Annotated in this window: 18 protein-coding genes and 1 pseudogene; 8 read left to right on the top strand and 11 right to left on the bottom strand. The window is 72.1% G+C overall.

The window, feature by feature from the left end; translation table 11 throughout:
- Positions 1-5 precede the first annotated feature (5 nt).
- The 3 genes from HHX40_RS25500 to HHX40_RS25490 all read left to right on the top strand — a co-directional run bounded on the left by HHX40_RS25500 (position 6) and on the right by HHX40_RS25490 (position 2,618).
- A complete protein-coding gene (locus HHX40_RS25500; RefSeq protein ID WP_182882639.1) occupies positions 6-827 on the top strand; it encodes an SAM-dependent methyltransferase in 822 nt (273 codons plus the stop codon).
- A gap of 3 nt (positions 828-830) precedes the next feature.
- Complete coding sequence (locus HHX40_RS25495) at positions 831-1,727, top strand: LysR family transcriptional regulator (RefSeq protein WP_182882638.1); 897 nt, start codon at positions 831-833, stop codon at positions 1,725-1,727.
- A gap of 453 nt (positions 1,728-2,180) precedes the next feature.
- Positions 2,181-2,618: a DoxX family protein gene (locus tag HHX40_RS25490; protein ID WP_244302245.1), complete on the top strand. Its 438-nt coding sequence runs from the start codon at positions 2,181-2,183 to the stop codon at positions 2,616-2,618.
- A 24-nt stretch (positions 2,619-2,642) separates the two neighbouring features.
- Here HHX40_RS25490 and atzF read toward each other — a convergent pair whose 3' ends face one another.
- From atzF to HHX40_RS25450, 8 genes are read right to left on the bottom strand one after another with little or no spacing between them, the layout of a single operon-like run.
- Entirely contained in the window at positions 2,643-4,328 is a 1,686-nt protein-coding gene (gene atzF / locus HHX40_RS25485; RefSeq protein WP_182882636.1) for an allophanate hydrolase, read from the bottom strand.
- Positions 4,325-5,029: a cysteine hydrolase family protein gene (locus HHX40_RS25480; protein WP_220499584.1), complete on the bottom strand. Its 705-nt coding sequence runs from the start codon at positions 5,027-5,029 to the stop codon at positions 4,325-4,327. The genes atzF and HHX40_RS25480 overlap by 4 nt, the downstream gene beginning before the upstream one ends.
- A complete protein-coding gene (locus tag HHX40_RS25475) occupies positions 5,026-5,559 on the bottom strand; it encodes a cysteine hydrolase family protein (RefSeq protein ID WP_182882635.1) in 534 nt (177 codons plus the stop codon). The genes HHX40_RS25480 and HHX40_RS25475 overlap by 4 nt, the downstream gene beginning before the upstream one ends.
- An 11-nt stretch (positions 5,560-5,570) precedes the next feature.
- Complete coding sequence (locus HHX40_RS25470) at positions 5,571-6,725, bottom strand: BMP family ABC transporter substrate-binding protein (protein WP_182882634.1); 1,155 nt, start codon at positions 6,723-6,725, stop codon at positions 5,571-5,573.
- Positions 6,726-6,737: 12 nt separating this feature from the next.
- Positions 6,738-7,640, bottom strand: a complete 903-nt coding sequence (locus HHX40_RS25465) for an ABC transporter permease (protein WP_182882633.1) — start codon at positions 7,638-7,640, stop codon at positions 6,738-6,740.
- Entirely contained in the window at positions 7,627-8,676 is a 1,050-nt protein-coding gene (locus tag HHX40_RS25460; RefSeq protein WP_182882632.1) for an ABC transporter permease, read from the bottom strand. Before HHX40_RS25460 ends, HHX40_RS25465 begins: the two co-directional genes overlap by 14 nt.
- A complete protein-coding gene (locus HHX40_RS25455) occupies positions 8,673-10,193 on the bottom strand; it encodes an ABC transporter ATP-binding protein (RefSeq protein WP_182882631.1) in 1,521 nt (506 codons plus the stop codon). The genes HHX40_RS25460 and HHX40_RS25455 overlap by 4 nt, the downstream gene beginning before the upstream one ends.
- Positions 10,168-10,920, bottom strand: a complete 753-nt coding sequence (locus HHX40_RS25450; protein ID WP_244302247.1) for a GntR family transcriptional regulator — start codon at positions 10,918-10,920, stop codon at positions 10,168-10,170. The genes HHX40_RS25455 and HHX40_RS25450 overlap by 26 nt, the downstream gene beginning before the upstream one ends.
- A 248-nt stretch (positions 10,921-11,168) precedes the next feature.
- Between HHX40_RS25450 and HHX40_RS25445 the strand changes: the two genes are divergently transcribed.
- Both HHX40_RS25445 and HHX40_RS38320 read left to right on the top strand, forming a co-directional pair.
- On the top strand, positions 11,169-13,664 hold the full coding sequence (locus HHX40_RS25445; RefSeq protein ID WP_182882630.1) for a glycoside hydrolase family 9 protein: 2,496 nt from the start codon (positions 11,169-11,171) through the stop codon (positions 13,662-13,664).
- A 12-nt stretch (positions 13,665-13,676) separates the two neighbouring features.
- A pseudogene (locus tag HHX40_RS38320) lies at positions 13,677-15,476 on the top strand (glycoside hydrolase family 9 protein); the annotation flags it as partial.
- Positions 15,477-15,532: 56 nt separating this feature from the next.
- Here the strand turns inward: HHX40_RS38320 and HHX40_RS38315 are convergent.
- Complete coding sequence (locus HHX40_RS38315) at positions 15,533-15,796, bottom strand: hypothetical protein (RefSeq protein ID WP_396788319.1); 264 nt, start codon at positions 15,794-15,796, stop codon at positions 15,533-15,535.
- Here HHX40_RS38315 and HHX40_RS38310 point away from each other — a divergent pair.
- The 3 genes from HHX40_RS38310 (at position 15,678) to HHX40_RS25430 (ending at position 18,945) form a co-directional block, all read left to right on the top strand.
- Positions 15,678-16,478, top strand: a complete 801-nt coding sequence (locus tag HHX40_RS38310) for a cellulose binding domain-containing protein (protein WP_396788317.1) — start codon at positions 15,678-15,680, stop codon at positions 16,476-16,478. The genes HHX40_RS38315 and HHX40_RS38310 overlap by 119 nt on opposite strands.
- A 99-nt stretch (positions 16,479-16,577) precedes the next feature.
- On the top strand, positions 16,578-18,002 hold the full coding sequence (locus HHX40_RS25435; RefSeq protein ID WP_182882628.1) for a cellulose binding domain-containing protein: 1,425 nt from the start codon (positions 16,578-16,580) through the stop codon (positions 18,000-18,002).
- Between the two features lie 175 nt (positions 18,003-18,177).
- On the top strand, positions 18,178-18,945 hold the full coding sequence (locus tag HHX40_RS25430; RefSeq protein WP_182882627.1) for a ribonuclease HII: 768 nt from the start codon (positions 18,178-18,180) through the stop codon (positions 18,943-18,945).
- Between the two features lie 5 nt (positions 18,946-18,950).
- Here HHX40_RS25430 and HHX40_RS25425 read toward each other — a convergent pair whose 3' ends face one another.
- Positions 18,951-20,555, bottom strand: a complete 1,605-nt coding sequence (locus HHX40_RS25425; RefSeq protein ID WP_182882626.1) for a DUF222 domain-containing protein — start codon at positions 20,553-20,555, stop codon at positions 18,951-18,953.
- On the bottom strand, positions 20,525-20,818 hold the full coding sequence (locus tag HHX40_RS25420; protein WP_182882625.1) for a hypothetical protein: 294 nt from the start codon (positions 20,816-20,818) through the stop codon (positions 20,525-20,527). The genes HHX40_RS25425 and HHX40_RS25420 overlap by 31 nt, the downstream gene beginning before the upstream one ends.

Raw genomic sequence — 20,818 nt, 5'->3', positions numbered from 1 at the left:
GTCGGATGAGCGCAGGCTTGGTGGACGGTCCCGGCGACGAGGGCCGTCCCAGGCTCGACACGAGCGTGCCGCACGCGGCGCGCGTCTGGAACTACTTCCTCGGGGGCAAGGACCACTTCCCGGCGGACCGGGAACTCGGCGACCAGCTCATGCAGGCGTATCCCGGCATCGTGGACATCGCCCGGCAGTCGCGGAGTTTCCTCGGCCGGGCCGTGCGGTATCTCGCGGGCGAGGTGGGCGTCCGGCAGTTCCTCGACATCGGCACCGGCCTGCCGACCGCCGCCAACACCCACGAGGTCGCCCAGCGGGTGGCGCCGGAGTCGCGGGTCGTGTACGTCGACAACGACCCGCTGGTGCTGGTGCACGCCCACGCCCTGCTGACCAGCACTCCGCCGGGGATGACCGCCTACATCGAGGCCGACGTGCGCGACCCCGGCACGATCCTGGAGACGGCGGCGAAGACGCTCGACCTGGCCGAGCCGGTGGGGCTCATGCTGCTCGGGGTCATGGGTCAGGTCCTCGACGACGAGGAGGCGTACGGGCTCGTGCGCTATCTGATGGACGCCCTCCCGTCCGGCAGCCACCTCGTGTTCGAGGACGGCACGAAGGTCGTCGCGCCCGAGGCGGCGGACGAGGCCGAGCGCATCCGCGCCGAGGCGGGCGACCCCTATCGTCTGCGCACGCCCGAGCAGATCACCCGTTTCTTCGACGGTCTCACGCTGCTGGAGCCGGGGGTGGTGTCGGTGTCCCGATGGCGGCCCGGGCCCAGCCAGTTCGGCGAGGCGCCGGAGGTCGACGCGATGTGCGGGGTCGGCCGCAAGCCCTGACCCGTGGACCCCGGCCCGCCACTGCGTGACATCGGCTGCTTCGCCCTCGTCGCCCGGCATCTCAGCTTCTCCCGCGCCGCCGCCGAGATGGGCGTCTCCCAGCCCGCCGCGAGCCAGGCCGTCGGGCGGCTGGAGCGTGTGCTCGGGGTCCGCCTGTTCGAGCGGACCAGCCGCGAGGTGCGGCTGACCCCCGCCGGGAAGACGCTGCTGCCGTACGCCGAGACGTTGCTGGAGTCCGCGGCGGCCTTCTCGGCCGAGGCGCGGCGGCTGGCCGCACCGGCGGGCGCCGGCGTCCGGCTGGCCTATCCCCCGCTGGTGGGTGGTCTCGCGGCGCGGGTGGCCCTCCGGATGGCCCGCCGCGATCCCCCGGCCGAGGTGGAACTGCGTCCCGCCGGGCGCGCCGCCTCCCTCGCGGCCGTCTCCGCCGGTGAGGTGACCGCCGCGATCCTGGCGAGCCCCTTTCCCCGTGACCTGACCACGGCCGCCCGGTTCCATGTGCCCGTCAGTCACCTGGCCGTGCCCGCCGGGGACCCGCTCGCGGACCTGCCCCGGCTGCAGCCCGAACGGCTCGCCCGGCACCGGGTGCTCGTGCCCCGTGAACGCCCTCCCGGCGGCGTGTGGGCGCGGCTCGCCGCTCGCGTCGGGCCCCACCGGCAGCACGTGGTGGCCGGCGAGATCGACGACTTCGCCGCCGCGCTCGACCTGGTCGCGGCGGGCGTCGGCCTGCTCCCGACTCCCGCTCTGCTCGTCGCGTCCGTCCGCAGGGACGACGTCGCCTTCGTCCCGCTCGACGCGGGCGATCTGCGGCTGACGTACGCCCTCGCATGGCGGGGCGAACGAGTGTCGGCGGGCCTGATGGCACTGGTGCAGACCGTGCAGGAGTGTCTCTGGACGCGATAGCGCACGACCCGATCGGAAAGTTTCACGCGGCCCGAATGGTCACTGAAACCAAAATCCGATGGGTGGACGGAGCACTACCAGGCATTATCCCGCATAGCGCCGCCACGGCACCCCTAAGCATTACTTGAACACTTGACTACCGGCCTCCGCACCAGCAATCTAAGACCAGCGCGGTCCGCTGTCCGTTCGGCGCCGAACAGTGACATCGGGCTCGTCGCAGTCCATGGACGCATGAGCGACACCACCAGCGACGCTGCTGGGATAAAGGTGTTGACCTGCACTTTCGGGGTCTGCACCCCTACCTGCGCGCGGCTTCCCACAGCCGGGCGTCGAATCCGCCGACAATGTGAAGCTCGGAACGCCGGAATTCTGCACGGTTTATACAGTTCTGAGCCAAACTTTCGTCGGCCGGTGCTCTCATTCTTATTTTTCACCACAAAGAAGGTGGTCTCCGTGAAAATCGGTCAGATCAGCGGGCCGGTGCTCTCGCTCTTCCGGGTCGTGACCGGGCTGCTGTTCGTCTGCCACGGCGTGTCGTCGATCTTCGGGGTCCTGGGCGGCATCGACGGGAAGGGTCAGGTCCTGCCGACCGGCTCGTGGCCGGGCTGGTGGGGGGCGGCCATCCAGCTGGTCTTCGGCACGCTCGTCCTCCTCGGGCTGTTCACCCGCGTCAGCGCGGTGCTCTGCTCCGGCTCGATGGCCTACGCCTACTTCACCGTCCACGCCCCGCAGGATCTCTTCCCGCTTCTCAACGGCGGCGAGGCCGCGGCCATGTTCTGCTGGTCGTTCTTCCTCATCGCCGTCTTCGGCCCCGGCTCCTGGGCGCTGGACACGTTGATCCACCGGATGCGGCGCCGCGATGTCGAGGCGTACGCGCCCGCGGCGGCGTAGGCGCGACCGCCTCGCGGCCGGGCGCTACGCGCGTCCGGCCGCGAGGTAGGCGGGCCAGCTGCCCAGCCCGGTGATGTCCCTGGCCGACCCCACCGCGTACGACTCGCACAGGAAGCCCTGGACCCGGCGGCCGTCGGACAGCTCCACCGTGCCGAGGCCCAGCGGACTGGGGACGGTCACGAGCAGCTCCCCCAGTGCGGCCGGTGCGATCTCGTGCAACTCGACCTCGACGGAGGAGCCGCCCTCCTCCCTGACCAGGCCGGGCCTGTCGCCGAGGTCGTAGAGCCGGTAGCAGGGGGCCGTCCGGGCGACGGCGGCGAACCTCGCGCCGAGCGCCACCAGGTGCGGGTGCAGCGGCTGGCCCACCCGGTGGGCCCCGACCACCGCCAGCGGGACGGTCCGGCCCGCCGGCGCCCGGGGCGCCGGGTCCGCCTCGGCCTTCTCGTCCTTCTCACCCAGGAAGCCCGAGCCCAGGGCGGCCAGGAAGTCGTCGGACCCCGCCGGAGCCAGAAAGGTCACGCCGTGTGGCCGGCCGGCCGGGGTGAGCCCGGCGGGCACGGCGACCGCGGCGAGGTCCAGCAGGTTCGCGAACGTGGTGTAGTGGCCGAGGATCGTGTTGCGGCCGATGGGGTCCTCGGCCATCTCCGCCAGCGTGAACGTCGTCGGCACGGTCGGCACGGCCAGCGCGTCGATCCGGGTCCACACGGGCGCCGTGACGGACCGCAGCTCCCGCAGGCGGTGCAGCCCCCCGAACACCTCGGCCCCGCTGATCGCGCCGCCGCTCTCCAGCACCCGCCGGGTCACCGGGTGCAGGTCGCGCGCGTGCCGGGCGGTGAAGTCGCCCACGCCCGCGAGCCGCTCGGCCACCCACGGCCCTTCGTAGAGCAGTCTCCCCGCCGCGAGGAACGGCGTCAGGTCGACCGGCACGATCTCGTGACCCAGGCCCGCCAGCCGCTCGGTCACCGCGGTGAACGCCTCCGCCGCGGCGCCGTCCCCGAAGAACTCCGGCGTACGCGGGACGCCGATCCGGGCGGACGCGCCGCCGCCGGGCTTCCGGGGTGTCGGCGTGCGCGACCACGGGTCGCCGGGGTGCGGCCCGGCGATCACCCGCAGGACCGCCGTCGCGTCCGCGACCGTGCGCGCGAACACGCTGGGGCAGTCGAGCGACCTGCAGGCGGGCACGACGCCGAGGGTGGGCACCAGGCCGCGGGACGGCTTGAGCCCCACCGTCCCGGTGAGCGCGGCCGGCACGCGGCCCGACCCCGCCGTGTCGGTGCCGATGGCGAACGGCACGAGCCCCGCCGCGACCGCCACGGCCGACCCGGACGACGAGCCGCCCGAGATGAGCCCCGGCACCAGCGGCGACTCACAGGCGCCGTACGGCGTGCGCGTCCCGGACAGGCCGGTGGCGAACTGGTCGAGGTTCGTCTTGCCGACGAGCAGCGCCCCCGCCGCCACCAGGCGGTCCACGAGCGGGGCGCTACGCGCGGGCCGGTAGGCGAAGGCCGGGCAGGCCGCCGTCGTCGGCAACCCGGCCACGTCGACGTTGTCCTTGACGGCGAACGGCACGCCGTACAGCGGGAGCGCGGGGTCGAGCCCGTCCAGGTCGCGCAGCACGTCGGCCTCCCGGCGGAGGCTGATCCAGACGCCGTCGTCCCCGCGTTCGCGGATCCTCCGGTACGTGCCCGCGACGACCTCGGCGGGGGTCACAGAGCCGCCGTCGGCGAAACGAGGAGCGAGGCGAGGAGCGCGGCGGACGGGGCGACCGCGCCGAAGACGCCGCCCTGCATGGTGACCATCTTCAGGGCCGCCTCGTAGTTGCCCTTGTCGGTCGCGCCCGTGCAGTCGGAGAGGAGCAGGCACTCGTATCCCCGGTCGTTGGCCTCGCGCATGGTCGTGTGCACGCAGACGTCGGTGGTGATCCCGGTCAGCACGAGATGGGTGATCCCGCGCGTCCGCAGCAGCAGGTCGAGGTCGGTGGCGTAGAACGCGCCCTTCCCCGGCTTGTCCACCACGAGTTCGCCCTCGACGGGCGCGACCTCGGGGACGATCTCCCAGCCCGGCTCGCCGCGCACGAGGATTCGCCCGCAGGGCCCCGCCGTGCCGATCCCCGCGCCGATCCGCCGTGACCGCCACAGCTTGTTGGGCGGGCAGTCGGCGAGATCGGGCCGGTGTCCCTCACGGGTGTGCACGACCAGGAGGCCGCGTTCGCGGCAGGCGGCGAGCACCCGCGCGGTGGGCTCCAGACCGGCCCGGGTGAGCGACAGGTCGTAGCCCATCATGTCCACGTAGCCGCCCGGCCCGCAGAAGTCGACCTGCCAGTCGACGCAGATCAGGGCGGTGGTGGCGGGATCGAGCCCACCGTCGTACGGCCAGGCGTACGGCTCCGCCTCGACAACCGGAAAAATCATGACAGCTCCCTGATGAGGGCGGCGCTCGATCCGACCGCGCCGAAGATCCCGCCGGACATTTCGATCATGGAGAGGGCGGCCCCGGCCAGCATGGGGTCGGCGGCGGCGCAGGCGTCCGCCACCAGCAGGCACTCGTACCCCCGGTCGTTGGCCGACCGCATCGTCGAGTGGACGCCGAGTTCCAGGCAGCAGCCGGTGAGCGCCAGCAGGTCGCGCCCGGCGGCCCTGAGCAGGTCGTCGAGGCCGCTGCCGTGGAACCCGTCCCACCCCGCCGCCGCGACGTCGCAGTCCGGAGCCTTACCCGGAGCCCTACTCGACGGTGCCACCGGAGGCCCGGCGGGGCGCAGCGGCGGGCGGACCCCGACCCGGACCACCAGGCCGCCCGCGCCGCGCACCGCCTCCTCCAGGCCGGGCGTCCCCCCAGCCATCCCCCCTCTGGCGGCGCGATCCGGGCAGGCCACGGCGAGCAGGGCGAGCCGGGACGGGTCCAGACGCCCGTGCCAGGGCCAGGGATACGGAGTGGTGGTCATGACTGAGGACCTCACGACTTCGGCAGGCTTCCGACGACGCCCTCGACGAAGTAGTCGATCTTCTCGATGGTCTCGTAGTCGGGCACGGTGCCCTCAGGGACGCGGACCTTGCCCTCCTGGTCGCGCACCGGCCCGGCGAAGGGCGAGGAGCTCCTGAGCCTCTCCTTCGCGGCGTCGACCAGCTTCTTCGTCTCCTCGTCCACGCCCGGCCCGTACGGCGACTGCACGAAGGGGTTGTCGCCGGTCTTGTAGCCGACCCGGAAGTTCGCGTTGTACTTCGAGCCGGTGAACGTGCCGGCCAGGGCCGTGCGGACGATGTCGGAGTAGAGCGGTCCCCAGTTCCACTGTGACCCGGTCAGCCAGCCCTTCGGGGCGATGCCGGAGGCGTCGGCGTGGTAGCCGACGGTCATCGCGCCGGCCGCCTCCGTCGCCTTGATGACGGTCGCGGTGCAGTCCTGGTGCTGGGTGATCACGTCGACGCCCTGCTTGAGGAGGTTCGCCGCCGCCTCGGCCTGCTTCGCCGGGTCGCACCAGCTCGACGTGCTCACCGCGTACGTCTTCACGGTGGGGTTCACCGAGCGGGCGCCGAGTTCGAAGGCGTCGATGTTGTCGATGGTCTGGCTGATCGGGAACGCGTAGACGTATCCGAGTTTGCCGGTCTTCGTCGCCTTGCCCGCCGCGATGCCCGCGAGGTACACGGGCTCGTACACGGTGCCGAAGAACGTGCCCGCGTTCGGCGGGGTGGTCCCGGTGATGAGGTTGCCCTGCTGGACGACCACGACGTCGGGGTGCTCGGCGGCCACCTTGAGCGCGGCGTCCAGGTGTCCGTACGACGTGGCGAAGATGATCCGGGCGCCCTTGGCGATCATGCTGTTCATGACGCGGGCGGCGTTGTCGTCCTCGGGCACGTTCTCCGCGGTGATCACCTTCAGTTGCGGGAACACCTTGGCCACCTCCTGACTGCCCTGGTAGGCGGCCTGGTTGTAGCCATAGTCGTCCTTCGGGCCGACGAAGACGAACCCGACGGCGGGCGAGTCCTTGCCGGGCGCGGCGCCGCCCGGGGCGGCGGGCGCGGCGGTCCCTGCGGTGTTGGCGGAGCAGGCGGTCGTGAGGGTGGAGAGGACGGCGAGGGCGGTGAGGGCCGCCCCGGCGATGATCGTGCGCATGGGGTCTCCCGGCTAGCGAGCGAAGACGCGGCGGAGTTCCTCGGGGGCGGCGCGCAGCGTGCGCCTGCCGAGGATCGCGAGGATGACGAGGGTGATGACGAAGGGCAGGGCGTCGAGGGCGAACTGGTTGAGCGCCTCCCCGCGGGCCTGCAGCGCCGGCGCCACGGCGAGCGCGGCGCCGAACAGGTACGACCCGGCCATCACCCACAGGGGACGCCAGGCGGCGAAGATGACGAGCGCGACCGCGATGAAGCCCCGGCCCGCCGTCATGCCCTCGAACCAGGCGTGGGCGTACGCCGTGGAGAGCTGGGCCCCGCCGAGCCCGGCCAGCCCGGCGCCGGCCACCACGGCGGCGGCGCGGACCAGGGCGGGCGAGTGCCCGTGCGCGTGCAGCACGTCGGCGCGCTCCCCGGCCGTGCGCACCAGCAGGCCGGTCCTGGTGCGGCCGAGGAGGAACCACAGCAGGGGCGCGACGGCGAACGACAGGTAGGTCACCGGGTCGTGCCGGAACAGGATCTCCCCCACGATCGGGAGATCGCCGAGCACCGGCACCGGCACCGGGTCGAACCCCGGGGCAGGGCTGCCGACGTACGCCGCGCCGAACAGCGAGGTGAGGCCGAGCCCGAGGAACATGAGCGTGAGGCCGGTGGCGAACTGGTCGGCGCCCCGCCACAGGACGGCGGCGGCGTGCACCAGCCCGAGCAGCGCGCCCGCGAGCGCCCCGGCCAGCAGGCCGAGCCAGGGGCTCCCGGTCTCCGCCGCGACGGCGTAGCCGCCGAGCGCGCCGACCAGCATGCAGCCCTCGGTGCCGAGGTTGACCACCCCGGCCCGCTCGGCCAGCGTCTCGCCGAGCGCGGCGAACATGATCGCGGTCCCGCCCCTGACCCCTCCGGCGAGCACGTCAACGACGAGCATGGCGACTCCATCCGAGTACGGCGAGCAGAACGAGGCCCATCAGGACGTTCACGGTCGCGGCCGGCAGCCCGCTGTCGAGCTGGAGGCTGTCGCCGGCCACCGTGACCGCGGCGAGCAGCAGCGCCGCCCCCACGGCCGGCAGCGGCCGGTGCCGGGCGAGCCAGGCGGCGAGGAACGCGATGTAGCCGATGTTCGTGGTGAGCCCCGGCCTGAGCTTGAACTCGACCCCGGCCAGGTGGACGGCTCCGGCCAGCCCCGCGAACGCCCCGCCGAGCAGCATCGCCGCGAGGATCAGCCGCGCCACCGGCAGCCCGGCGCGGCGGGCCGCCTCGGGGTTGCCGCCGACGACCGACAGGTGGAAGCCGAACGACGTGCCGCGCAGCACCAGCCACACGGCGACGGCGACGAGCAGGGCGACGACGATCCCCATGTGGACGGCGGTGCCGCTGACCAGCGGCATCCGCTGCACGATCTCCAGCGGGCGGGTGGCCGGCTGCCCGGAGCCGTGCGGGTCCTTCCACGGCTCGTAGATGAGGTAGAGCATGACGTCGAGCGCCACGTAGTTGAGCAGCAGCGTGGTGACGGCCTCGTTGACCCCCACCACCAGCCGCATCGCCGCCGCCACGCCCGCCCACAGGGCGCCGCCGGCCGCCCCGGCGAGCAGCATGAGCGGCAGCGCGGCCGGCCCGGGGACGGACAGGCCCACGCCCGCGCCCGCGACGGCCCCGATGAGGATCTGCCCCTCGCCGCCGACGTTGGTGAGTCCGGCCCGGGCGGGCAGCACGACCGCCATCGCGCCGAGGACCAGCGGGGTCGCCTTGATGACGATCTGCTCCAGGCTCGGCCCGGTGAACGCCTGCGCGACCATGCCGGTCAGCGCCGCGACCGGGTCGACCCCCTTGGCCAGCAGGAGGACGGCGAACAGCGCCACCGCCCCGGCGAGCGCCCCGATCCACCGCGCCGCCGTCCTCAGCGCCGTCCTGACCGGGGAGACGGTCCGGTCGGCTACCGCGGGCCGCGTGAGCGTCGCCGTCATGCCGCACCACCGATCGCACCGCCGAGCATGAGGCGTCCGATCTCCTGCCGGTCGGCGCCGCGCGCCGCCACGACGCCCGCCAGGCGGCCGTCGTGCAGGACGGCGATGCGGTCGCTGATCGCGATGAGCTCGTCGAGGTCCTCGGAGACGACGAGCACGCCCGCGCCCGCCGCCGCCCGCTCCAGGAGCAGTTCCTGCGTACGCCGGGTGGTCGCGATGTCGAGGCCCCGGCTGGGGTAGGCCGCGACGACCAGCGCGGCGTCGTCACGGGCGAGGGCCCGGGTGAGCATGACCCGCTGGACGTTGCCGCCGGACAGTTCGGCGACCCTGCGGCGGGCCGCGGCCATGCCGAGCCCGGCGCGGCCTTCCAGGTCGCGGGAGATCTCGGCCACCCGCCGCCAGTCGACGTTCAGCCGCCGCCGCGGCCTGCGCGGCAGGCCGAGCGCGACGTGCTCGACGACCGTGAGCCCGGGGACGACGGCGTCGGCCAGCGGGTCCTCCGGCACCTCGGCGACCCGCCCGGACGGGCCGGTGAGCGCCTCGCCCGCGACCGCGACCACACCCGTCGCGGCCGGGCGCAGGCCGCAGGCGACCTCGCACAGCTCCCGCTGGCCGCTGCCCGCCACGCCCGCGACCCCGACGACCTCGCCGGGGAGCACGTCGAGCGTGACGTCGCGCAGCCGGAGCACCCCGTTGTCGCCGTACGCGCTCACCCACGTGAGGGAGAGCGCGGCCGTACGGCCGGGCGGCGGCGCGGGGCGGTCGGCGGGCAGCGGCGGCACCGCCCGGCCCACCATCGCCTCCACGAGCTCGGCGTCGTCGTACGCGGCCGGGTCCGCCCCGCCGGTGATCACCCGGCCGCCGCGCAGCACGGTGACCCGGTCGGCGACGGCCCTGACCTCACCCAGCTTGTGGGTGACGATGACGACGCCGTACCCGAGGCCGCGCAGCCGCCGGACGACCTGGAAGAGGGCGGAGACCTCCTGGGGGGCCAGCACGCTGGTCGGCTCGTCCAGGATGATCACCCGGCTGCCGGTGAGGAGGACCTTCAGGATCTCGGCGCGCTGGCGCTCGCCGATCGACAGGTGGGCGACCTTCGCGTGCGGGTCCACGGCGAGGCCGTACTCCTCGGCGGCGGCCGCGATGCGCCGCGCGAGCGCGGCGGGCCTGAGCCTGCCGGGCATCGCGAGCGCGACGTTCTCCGTCACGGTCAGCGCGGGGACCAGCCGCAGGTCCTGGAAGACCATGCCGATCCCGAGGGACCGGGCGGCGGCCGGGCTGCCGACCCGCACGGGCGTGCCGTCCACCACCAGGTCGCCCGCGTCGGGCCGGTGCACGCCGTAGATGAGCTTGAGAAGGGTGCTCTTGCCCGCGCCGTTCTCCCCGACGAGGGCGTGCACCTCGCCGGGCCGTACGTCGAAGTCGACCCCGTCGTTGGCGACGACGTCGCCGAACGCCCGGGTCAGGCCGCGAGCCGCGAGCAGGGGATGGTCAGTGGGAGCCTCGGTCAACGTCATGGCGCCTGCCTCGGTTGAGGGCCATCTGGGTGATCGCGCGAGCGGCCCTGCGCTCGACGACGTCCATCGACTCCCCGACGTGCCGGCGCATCGCGGTCAGGGCGTCCTCGAGACGCCCGGCGAGGACCTCCTCGACGATCTCCAGGTGCTGCAGGATCGTGAGGGTGATGCGGTCGGCGGTCAGGAAGTCGTACATGCGCACCGCTCTGATCCGCGCGTTGACGGACGCGAGGGTGCTCGTGAGCGCCGCGTTCCCCGAGGCGCGGCTCATCGTGACGTGGAAGTCCTCGTCCATCACCACGAACTGCGGGTCGGGCTCCGGCTGGTCGTCCCGCAGCGCGCGCCACTGGTCGCGCAGGGGTTCCAGCACCGCCGGGTCGTGCCCGCGTACGGCCGGCTCCAGCGCGCGGCTGATCCCGCGCAGTTCCAGAGTCACCCGCAGTTCGTAGAGGTCTCTGAGGTCGTGCAGGTCGGGCTGGGCGACGTAGTAACCGCCGTCCTGGCCCCGCTCCACCAGGCCGTCGGCGAGAAGGCGGACCAGCGCCTCGCGTACCGGGGTCCTGGAGACCTCCAGCAGCGCGGCGATCCGCTCCTCCACCAGCCGGGACCGGATCGCGAACTCGCCGAGCATCAGCCGCCGGCGCAACTCGCCGTAGACCTGCTCCCGCCGGAGTTTCGTCCTCCCGGCCGGGCCCGTGTCCGGTGTTGTATACAGCCCTGCATCCACGACTCGGACGCTAGGTACGCGGCGTTTCTCGAAATGTCCGGCGCGGTTAATTCGTGGTCGCCATGCCCTCACAGCGGCCGGGCTCGTGCTGAAAGTTTCACTCCCCCGGCTCGCTGTGACGCCCCTGACCTGTACGGACGGCCCTGCGTCCAGGGCCGCGCTTGGAGCGCGCCAGGTCCCGTACGCACGATCCGGGCGGGATCCCTTTCCGGTCGTCCCGCCCGTACGTCATCCCTGGGGGGATTTCCATGCGACTACCGCGACGGCTGCTGAGCGCGAGCACTGCGGCGGCACTGGCCGTGACAGTGTCGACCGGCGCCGTGTTGTCCGGCACCTCCGGCGGGGCTCCCGCCTCCGCCGCCACGTTCGCCTACGGCGAGGCGCTGCAGAAGTCGTTCCTGTTCTACGAGGCGCAGGAGTCGGGCCATCTGCCGTCCACGAACCGGGTGACCTGGCGGGCCGACTCGACCGTGAACGACGGGAAGTCCGCCGGAGTCGACCTGTCGGGCGGCTTCTACGACGCCGGCGACCATGTGAAGTTCGGCTTCCCGATGGCCTCCATGACCACCACCCTGGCCTGGGGCGGCGTCGACTACCGGTCGGCCTACGAGAGGTCGGGCCAGCTGCCGTACCTGCTGAACACGCTGCGGCAGTCGGGCGACTACTTCATCAACGCCCATCCCGAGCCGAACGTCCTCTACGTCCAGGTCGGCGACGGCGGCGAGGACCACTCCTACTGGGGTGCGCCGGAGACCGTCGAGGCCAAGGGCCACAAGCGGCCGGTCTACAAGATCACCGCGTCGTGCCCCGGCACCGACGTGGCGGCCGAGACCGCCGCCGAGATGGCCGCGTCGTCGATCGTCTTCCGGCCGACCGACCCGTCGTACGCCGACACGCTGCTGACGCACGCCAGGCAGCTGTTCACGTTCGCCGACACGACCAAGGGGACGAACGGCCGCGACACGGCGTACGTGAACTGCGTCAGCGCCGCGCAGGGCTTCTACAACTCCACCGGCGAGGGCGGCCAGGTCGAGGGCGCCACGAAGATGTACTGGGACGAGCTGGCCTGGGCGTCCGTCTGGCTCTACCGGGCCACGGGCACCGCGAGCTACCTCGACCGGGCCCGCGAGTTCTATCCCAAGATGGGCACCCAGGAAGACCCCGGGAGCAACGGCGTCCAGGTCCCCGTCTTCAACTTCGGCTTCGGCTGGAACGACAAGCAGTACGCCGTCTACGAGCAGATGGCCGAGCTGACCGGCGAGCAGAAGTACAAGGACGACGTCCAGCGCTACCTCGACTACTGGACCGTGGGCTACAAGGGCAAGAAGGGCACGATCACCCCCGGCGGCCTGGCGTACATCTTCTACTGGGCCTCGCTGCGCATGGCGGCCAACACCGCGTTCGTCGCCCTGAGGTACGCGGACTATCTCGGCTCGTCCAGCTCGCTCCGCGCCCGCTACCACGACTTCGGCAAGCGCCAGATCGACTACGCGCTCGGCGACAACCCGCGCCACTCCAGCTACATGATCGGGTTCGGGACCAACCCGCCGCGCAACCCCCACCACCGCGGCGCCCACGGCTCCTGGACCAACGCCGGTCCCGACGGCGAACCCACCGTGAGCAGGCACATCCTGTACGGCGCGCTGGTCGGCGGCCCGGACGGCGCCGACGCCTACACTGACAGCCGGGGCGACTACGTCAAGAACGAGGTCGCGCTCGACTTCAACTCCGGCATCACCAGCTCGCTCGCCGTCCTCTACGGCGCGTACGGCGGGTCGCCCCTCGCGACGCTGCCGCGCGAGACGCCCGACGGCCCGGAGTTCTCCCTGGAGCCGACGATCACCCACACGACCCGGGAGACGGCGGCCAAGACCTTCGTCATCAACAAGTCGGCCTGGCCCGCGACCGTGCTCGACCGGGCGAAGTTCCGCTACTACTTCACGCTCGACGGCTCGACGACGGCGAGCCAGGTCACCGTGAGCACGTCCTACACCCAGTGCAAGCAGCCCACCGGGCCGCACCTGCTGGAGGGCCGGACGTACTACGCCGAGGTCGACTGCACCGGCACGCTCATCTTCCCGGGCGGCCAGTCGGAGTTCCGCCGCGAGGTGCAGCTCAGGATCGGCGTCGCCGACGGCGCGACCTGGGACCCGTCCAACGACTGGTCGGCGAAGGGCGCCGACCGCATGACGCTGTACGGCAACGACGGCAGGCTGCTCTGGGGAACCCCGCCGGGAACCGGACCCTCCCCGTCGGTATCCCCGTCGGCCTCGCCCTCGGCGTCTCCCTCAGCGTCCCCGTCCGCATCACCGTCGGCGTCCCCCTCCGCGTCCCCGTCGGCGTCGCCCTCTGCATCTCCCTCTGCATCTCCCTCTGTGTCGCCTTCTGCGTCCCCGTCTGTGTCCCCGTCTGTGTCGCCTTCGTCCGGGGGCACGTGCAAGGTCGCGTACGCGACCAACGACTGGGGAGGCGGGTTCACCGCGACCGTCACGATCACCAACGCCGGTGCCGCGACGATCAACGGCTGGACCCTGAAGTTCGCGTTCCCGGGCAACCAGAAGATCTCCCCGCCCGGCTGGTCGGCCACCTGGACGCAGACCGGGACCGCCGTCACCGCGGTGAACCTCGACTGGAACAAGACCATCGGTGCCGGCCAGTCCGTCCAGATCGGCTTCCAGGGCACCTACACCGGCGCCAACGCCAAACCCACCGCCTTCACCCTCAACGGCACCACCTGTTCCTGAGACGAGGCATCGATGAGACCCCTGTCGCTGGGCCGGCCGGCCACTGCGCTGGCCACAGTGCTGGTCACCGCGCTGGCCGCCGTGCTGGCCGCCCCGCTCGTCCCCGGGCCGACGCGGGCCCAGGCCGCGGCGTCGTACAACTACACCGAGGCCCTGCAGAAGTCGATCTACTTCTACGAGGCGCAGCAGTCGGGTAGGAAGCCCGCCTGGAGCCGGGTGGAGTGGCGCGGCGACCGCACGCTGAACGACGGCAAGCCGGCGGGGGTGGACCTGTCCGGCGGCTGGTACGACGCGGGCGACCACGTCAAGTTCGGCTTCCCGATGGCGTTCACCACCACGATGCTGGCCTGGGGGCTGGTCGAGAACCGGTCCGGCTACGGGACCCAGCTCACACCGATGCTGAACAACCTCAAATGGGCCACCGACTACCTGATCGCCGCCCACCCCGAGCCGGAGACGTTGTACGTCCAGGTGGGCGACGGCAGCGTGGACCACGCGTACTGGGGTCCGCCCGAGGTGATCGACATCAAGGGCATGTCGCGGCCGGTCTACAAGATCACCCCGACGTGCAAGGGCACCGACGTCGTCGCCGAGACGGCCGCGGCCATGGCGGCCTCCTCGATGGCCTTCCGCCAGAGCGACCCGTCGTACGCCGACACGCTGCTGACGCACGCCAGGCAGCTGTTCACGTTCGCCGACACGACCAAGGGGACGAACGGCCAGGACACCGCGTACACGAGCTGTGTGCCGGGCATCTCCGGCTACTACAACTCGACCTGGGAGGGCGGCTCCGACCACCCCGGCGCGACCAAGATGTACTGGGACGAGCTGGCCTGGGCGTCCGTCTGGCTCTACCGGGCCACGGGCACGGGGAGCTACCTGGACAAGGCCCGCGAGTTCTACCCGAAGATGGGCAGCGAGCCCGACGCGGGCCAGGGCGCGGGCGGGACCACGGTGCCCGCCTACACCTTCGGCCTGGGGTGGAACGACAAGGAATACGGCGTTTACGCGCTGATGGCCACGCTGACCGGCGAGCAGAAGTACATCGACGACGTCCAGCGCTACCTCGACTACTGGACCGTTGGCTACAAGGGCAAGAAGGGCACGATCACCCCCGGCGGCCTGGCGTACGTCTTCAACTGGGCCTCCCTGCGCATGGCGCTGAACACCGCGTGGGTCGCCCTCGTCTACGCCGACCACCTCGGCACCGGCGACCCGCTCTACTCCCGCTACCACGACTTCGCCAAGCGGCAGGTCGACTACGCACTCGGCGACAATCCCCGCCACTCCAGCTACATGGTCGGCTTCGGGACCAACCCGCCGACGCACGTCCACCATCGGGCGGCCAGCGGCCAGTACCTCGGATACATGAGCGACACCACCGGCCCGAACCTGCACGTCCTGTACGGCGCGCTCGCCGGAGGACCGGACGCCGCCGACGCCTACACCGACAGCCGTACGGACTATGTCCGCAACGAGGTGGCGATCGACTACAACTCCGGCATCACCAACGTGCTCGCGCGGTTCGCCAAGGAGTACGGCGGCACGCCCCTGGCGGACTTCCCCGCGCCGGAGAGGAAGTACGACGAGATCACCGCGGGTGTCGACAACGTCTACACCGGTGTGGACGGCACTTCGCTGGCCGTCACCATCACCAACACGTCGAACTGGCCTCCGCGCGTCCTCCAGTCGGGGAAGGCGCGTTACTACTTCACGCTCGACGGCTCCACCTCGGCCTCGCAGGTGAAGGTGACCGGCGGCGACAGCAGCGGCTGCGCCGTGAGCGGGCCCGTCCTCGCCCGGGACCGCACCTACTACGCGGAGGTGGACTGCACCGGCAAGCCGATCTACCCCGGCGACGCCCAGCTCTACCGGCGCAGCGCCCAGCTGCGCATCTCCGTGCCGAACGGCGCGACCTGGGACCCGGCCAACGACTGGTCGGCCTCGGCCGCCTCCCACGTGCCGGTGTACGACGGGAACACGCTGGTGTGGGGCACCCCGCCGGAGGGCACGGTGAGCCCGTCGCCGTCCCCCAGCCCTTCGCCCTCCCCCAGTCCGTCGCCGTCCCCCAGCCCCTCGCCGTCCGTCTCTCCGTCCGTCTCTCCGTCCGTCTCGCCGTCTCCGGTGGACACCACGCCGCCGAGCGCGCCCACCGGACTGCGGGTCTGCGGCGCGGACTTCACGAACGCGGTGCCGATGTGCTGGACGGCCTCGACCGACGACACCGGGGTCACGGGCTACGACGTGTACATGAGGCAGGGCACCGGCTTCAGCAAGATCGGTTCATCGACCACTCTCCTCTACGTCGCGGAGAGGCTGGTCGCCGGCACGAGCTACACCTTCTACGTCGTGGCGCGGGACGCTGCGGGCAACTCCAGCCAGCCCTCGGCCACGCTCACCGCGACCGCTCAGCACGGCCTGTCCAGCCCTTCGCCGTCGCCCAGCCCTTCGCCGTCCCCCTCGCCCAGCCCGTCGCCGTCCCCCTCACCGTCGCCGGGTGGCGGATGCCGGGTGACGTACGGCACGAGCGACTGGGGCGGCGGGTTCACCGCGACCGTCACGATCGCCAACACCGGCACGGCCGCAGTCGACGGCTGGACGCTGAGGTTCGCCTTCCCCGGCACCCAGAAGATCAGCCCGCCCGGCTGGTCGGCCACCTGGACCCAGAACGGCGCGAACGTGACGGCCGTCAACCTCGACTGGAACAAGACCATCGCCCCCGGACAGTCCGTCCAGGTCGGCTTCAACGGCACCTACAGCGGTTCCAACCCCAAACCCACCGCCTTCACTCTCAACGGCACCACCTGCTCGTGACTTCGACCCGTGGCCCGGCCGTCCCGCCTGACGTGCCGGGCCGCCCGAACTAGAGGTGAACAGTTGCCCGTCAAAGGTCTGCACACCGCCGCTGTTCTCATGAGCGCCGGACTCATGGGCGCCGGACTCATGGGCGCCGCCGGTCTCCCGGCCGCCGCGGCGGCCGGAGACACCACCCCGCCCAGCGCTCCGGGAGCCCTGTGGCACTGTCCGTTGCCCGCGGCTCCCGGATCGGGCCTCGGCATCGGCGTGTCGCTGTGCTGGGGCGCCGCGACCGACGACGTCGGCGTCACCGCCTACGACGTCCAGGTCAAGCAGGACGGCGTCTTCACCTCCATCCGCACCACGACCGGCCCGGGGTCCATCGTCAGCGGCCTCACCCTGGGACAGTCGTACACGTTCCGGGTCGTCGCGAAAGACGCGGCGGGGAACGCGGGCCCGCCGTCCAACGAACTGACGGCCAGCGCCGGCTACCTCAGCGGCATGCCTCCCTCCAGTCCGCCGCCCAGCCCCAGCCCGATCGACCGGACCCCGCCCACCCGTCCCGAGGGCCCGGAGCCGTACGCGGCCTACGTCAACGGCGCGGCCGGCCTGACCTGGACGAAGTCCACGGACGACGTCGCGGTCACCGGCTACACCGTGTATGCCTGGATCGACGGCGCCTTCACCCCTGTGACCGCCCAGCTCTCCTCGTCCGGCGACAGGGTCGTCGGGGTCGTGTACAACCTCACTCCCGGGCGCGACTACCTGTTCTACGTCGTCGCCAAGGACGCCGCAGGCAATCTCAGCGCGCCCTCCGACCTGGTCCGCCAGCGGGCCATGGTCGAGCCGCCCGTCGCCAGTCCGAGCCCGGGGACGGACACCACACCTCCCGGCACGCCGACCGGAATGGCGACCGTGACCGGGATGGACATCCCCGGCGGCATCTTCCTCGCCTGGTACACCGTCAGCGACGACAGTGGCATCTCGCCCCGCTACGACCTGTTCCGGCGGACCGACCACGGCTACGCGTACGAGGGCGAGAACGGCACTCCCCGCGACATCGTCACCGGGCTCGAAGGCGGCAAGCCGTACACCTTCCAGGTCGTGGCCCGCGACGCCGCCGGCAACCTGAGCAACCCCTCGGCGCCGTACACGGCCATCGCGCAGCCTGGGGGAACGTCCTCGCCCAGCCCGTCGGTGTCCCCCAGCCAGTCGGCGTCGTCCGGTTCCGGATGCAGGGTGACCTACGCCGCCACCACCTGGGACGGGGGGTTCACCACCACCGTCACGATCACCAACACCGGCACCGCCATCGTCGACGGGTGGAAGCTGGCCTTCTCCTTCCCGCTCGCCTCCCAGCGGCTTACCAACGGTTGGTCGGCCGTCTGGACCCAGACCGGCACCGCCGTCACGGCCGAGAACTACGCGTGGAACAAGACGCTCAAGCCGGGCCAGTCGCTGTACCTCGGCTTCAACGGCACCTACACCGGCGAGAACCCCAAACCGGCCGCCTTCACCCTCAACGGCACCACCTGTTCCTGACCCTCCCTTCCCGGCCCGGCGCACCCGGAGGCGCCGGGCCGCGGTGCGGCCAGCCTGACCTGTACGAAGTCCACGGACGACGCCGGAGTCTCCGGCTACGACGCGTATGCCTGGATCGACGGCGGCGCGTAACGAGTGCGCTCCTGAGGCCGGTGGTGCGTGCGATGATGCCGGGATGACCGATGCGCTGCCCGGCCTGGAGCCCGAACCGAGCCGGGGGTCCCCGCCTGCCACCCCACGCCGACGCGTCGCCGGATACGAGATCGAGGACGAGTTGCGGGCGGCCGGGGCGGTCCATGTCGCCGGTGTGGACGAGGTCGGCCGCGGCGCCTGGGCCGGGCCGGTCGTGGTCTGCGCGGCCGTCACCGCTTTCGGCCCGCCGCCCGAGTTGCCGGGGCGCGGGGAGCGCACGGTCCGCCTGACCGACTCCAAGCTGCTCGGCCAGGCGCAGCGGGAGGCGTTCGCGGAGGTCCTGCCGGGCTGGCTCACCTGTCACGCGTACGGCGAGTCCAGTGCGGAGGAGATCGACGAGGTCGGCATGACGGAGGCGCTGCGCCGGGCCGTGTGCCGGGCCCTGGAGGTCCTGCCGCTGCGGCCCGACGTAGTGCTCCTCGACGGCGCGCACGACTTCCTCGGACGCCCGTGGCGGGTGCGGTGCGAGGTGAAAGCGGATCAGCGCTCGGTCTCCGTGGCTGCCGCGTCGGTGCTGGCCAAGGTCCACCGCGACCGGCTGATGGCCGAGATCGGCGAGGAGCATCCGGCCTATTGCTTCGCCGCGAACGCGGGCTATCCGTCGCCGGTCCACCAACGCGCTCTCGCCGAAAGCGGCCCGACCCCGCACCACCGGCTGTCGTGGTCCTACCTCGACGACCTGCCGCGCTGGAGGCACCTGCGCAAGCACCGTGACCCCCTCGCCGGCTCCGGTCAGACGACCCTTCTCTGACCCCCTCATGTCCTCACCCTCCGGGTGGTGCGGGGGTTGCGGTAGGTGAAGGCCCAGCGGTCGTCGCCGATCTTGCGGCGGGTGTAGCGGGTGGGGTGGCGGTAGCGGTCGCGGTTGTGGAACTGGCACGCCGGTCCCAGCAGCTTGAGATCGGTCAGCCCGCCGCTGCACCAGTCCTCGGCGTGGTCGATCTGGCACATGGTGGCGGGCAGCGGGCAGCCGTCCACCCAGCAGGTCGCATACCGCGCGAAGACCGCCCGCCGCTGCGCCGGAGTGGCCAGACGGACCTTGCGGCCCATGTCCAGCACCTGCCCACCGGCGTCCATCACGATCCGCACCAAAGTGCTGGTACGGGCCAACCGGTGCACGCTGGAGACGGGCAGCAGATGCCCGGTCGCCAGGATCAACCCCGGCAACCCCCGCAACCACACCCCCGGCGACGGACTGCCTCCCACCCCCGCCCAGGCCGCGCCCCCTGGCCAGGCCCCGCGTCCCACCCGAGCATCTCTCCCCGGCCGGGCGCTGCCTCCAGGCCACACCCGGCCTCCCGACCAGGCCTCGCGTCCCACCCGGGCGTTACCTCCCGGCCAGGCGTCAGGCCCGGGGCCAGGGTCATCGTTCGGGGCTGGGTCTGAGAGGTCTGGGTCTGAGGGGCCGGTGCCCGAAGGGGCGGGATCAGGGTCGGGACCAGGGCCTGGGTCGGTGTCTACCGAGTCGGTGGTGGGGTGTCCAGCTGAGGGGTCGGTGCCTGCGGGACCGTCGGTAGTGGGGTCATCTGGGGGACCGGCAGTAGGGTCGTCTGAGGGGCCGGCTGTGGGATCACCTGAGGGGGTGGTGCCTGCGGGGTCGGCGGCTCCGGGGTTGTCGGCTGGGGGGTCGTCGGGCAGGGATTCAGCGTTGACCAGCACCAGAAGCTCGGCCGCGATCTTGTTCTCCAGGAACGCGATGAACGCATCCGCGTTCCGCACGCTCAGGGTCCGGTCGTCGCCCTCGGCCTTGGGCTTGGCGTAGACGTCCAGCAGGTGCTGCAACCGCGCGGCCGCCTCGACCGGGAGGTAGAACTCTCCCTCCAGCCCGCCGTTCCTGCGCCGCCGCACCCGGAAGAACCGGCGGTCGAAGTCGGCCTGCTCGTCCTGCTCGTGGCCGTCGGGGTCCAGCACCGCCCGCAGATACCGCCCCGCCTTGGCCACCTCCGCAGCCCCCGCCGAACCCGCCAACTCCAGCAAAATCGCCTCAGCCGTCGTGGCCTGCTCGTCGGTCAACCCGGAGGTGGCGGTACAGATCGCCTCCACAATGCCTTCGGCCAGGCTGCCCTCGGCGAACCGCTCACGCACCCGCGACAGACGACCCAACTCCATGCCCATCGTCACCAACCGGCCCGCACCCGGGATCGTCATGCCCCCGACAGAGCGCAACCACAATCTGGTCGAGGCATGCCCATGGTTCCTCGCCTCCCCAGCCCGGTGGACCCGGCCCACCCGGGCGGCCAGCGCGCTGGTGATGCGGTCCCGGGCCGCCAGCAACTCCTCGGCCTCGGCCAGGCACACCTCCGCCGACTCAGGCACCGGCACCAGCGCCACTACCCGCGCCGCCTCACCAACAGCCGCCACCGCCACCCACGACGACGACCCACCAGCACCAGAAGCATCCCGGTCCGGGCCCACATCGCTTCGGCCGGCGCCCTCGGCACCGCCAGACGCACCACCGGCATCACCACCAGAAGCACCACCGGCATCACCACCAGAAGCACCAGCGAAAGCACCGCCGGAAGCGCCGCTGTAGGCACCCCCGGCGCCATCCGGACAAGCCGCGTCAGGAGAAGCACAACCAGGAGAATCACCGTCAGGAAAAGCACCGTCGGCGGCACCGCCAT

The organism is Microbispora sp. H10949 (genome assembly GCF_014161435.1).
Lineage (GTDB): Bacteria > Actinomycetota > Actinomycetes > Streptosporangiales > Streptosporangiaceae > Microbispora > Microbispora triticiradicis.
This window is presented reverse-complemented; position numbering and strand designations above follow the sequence as displayed.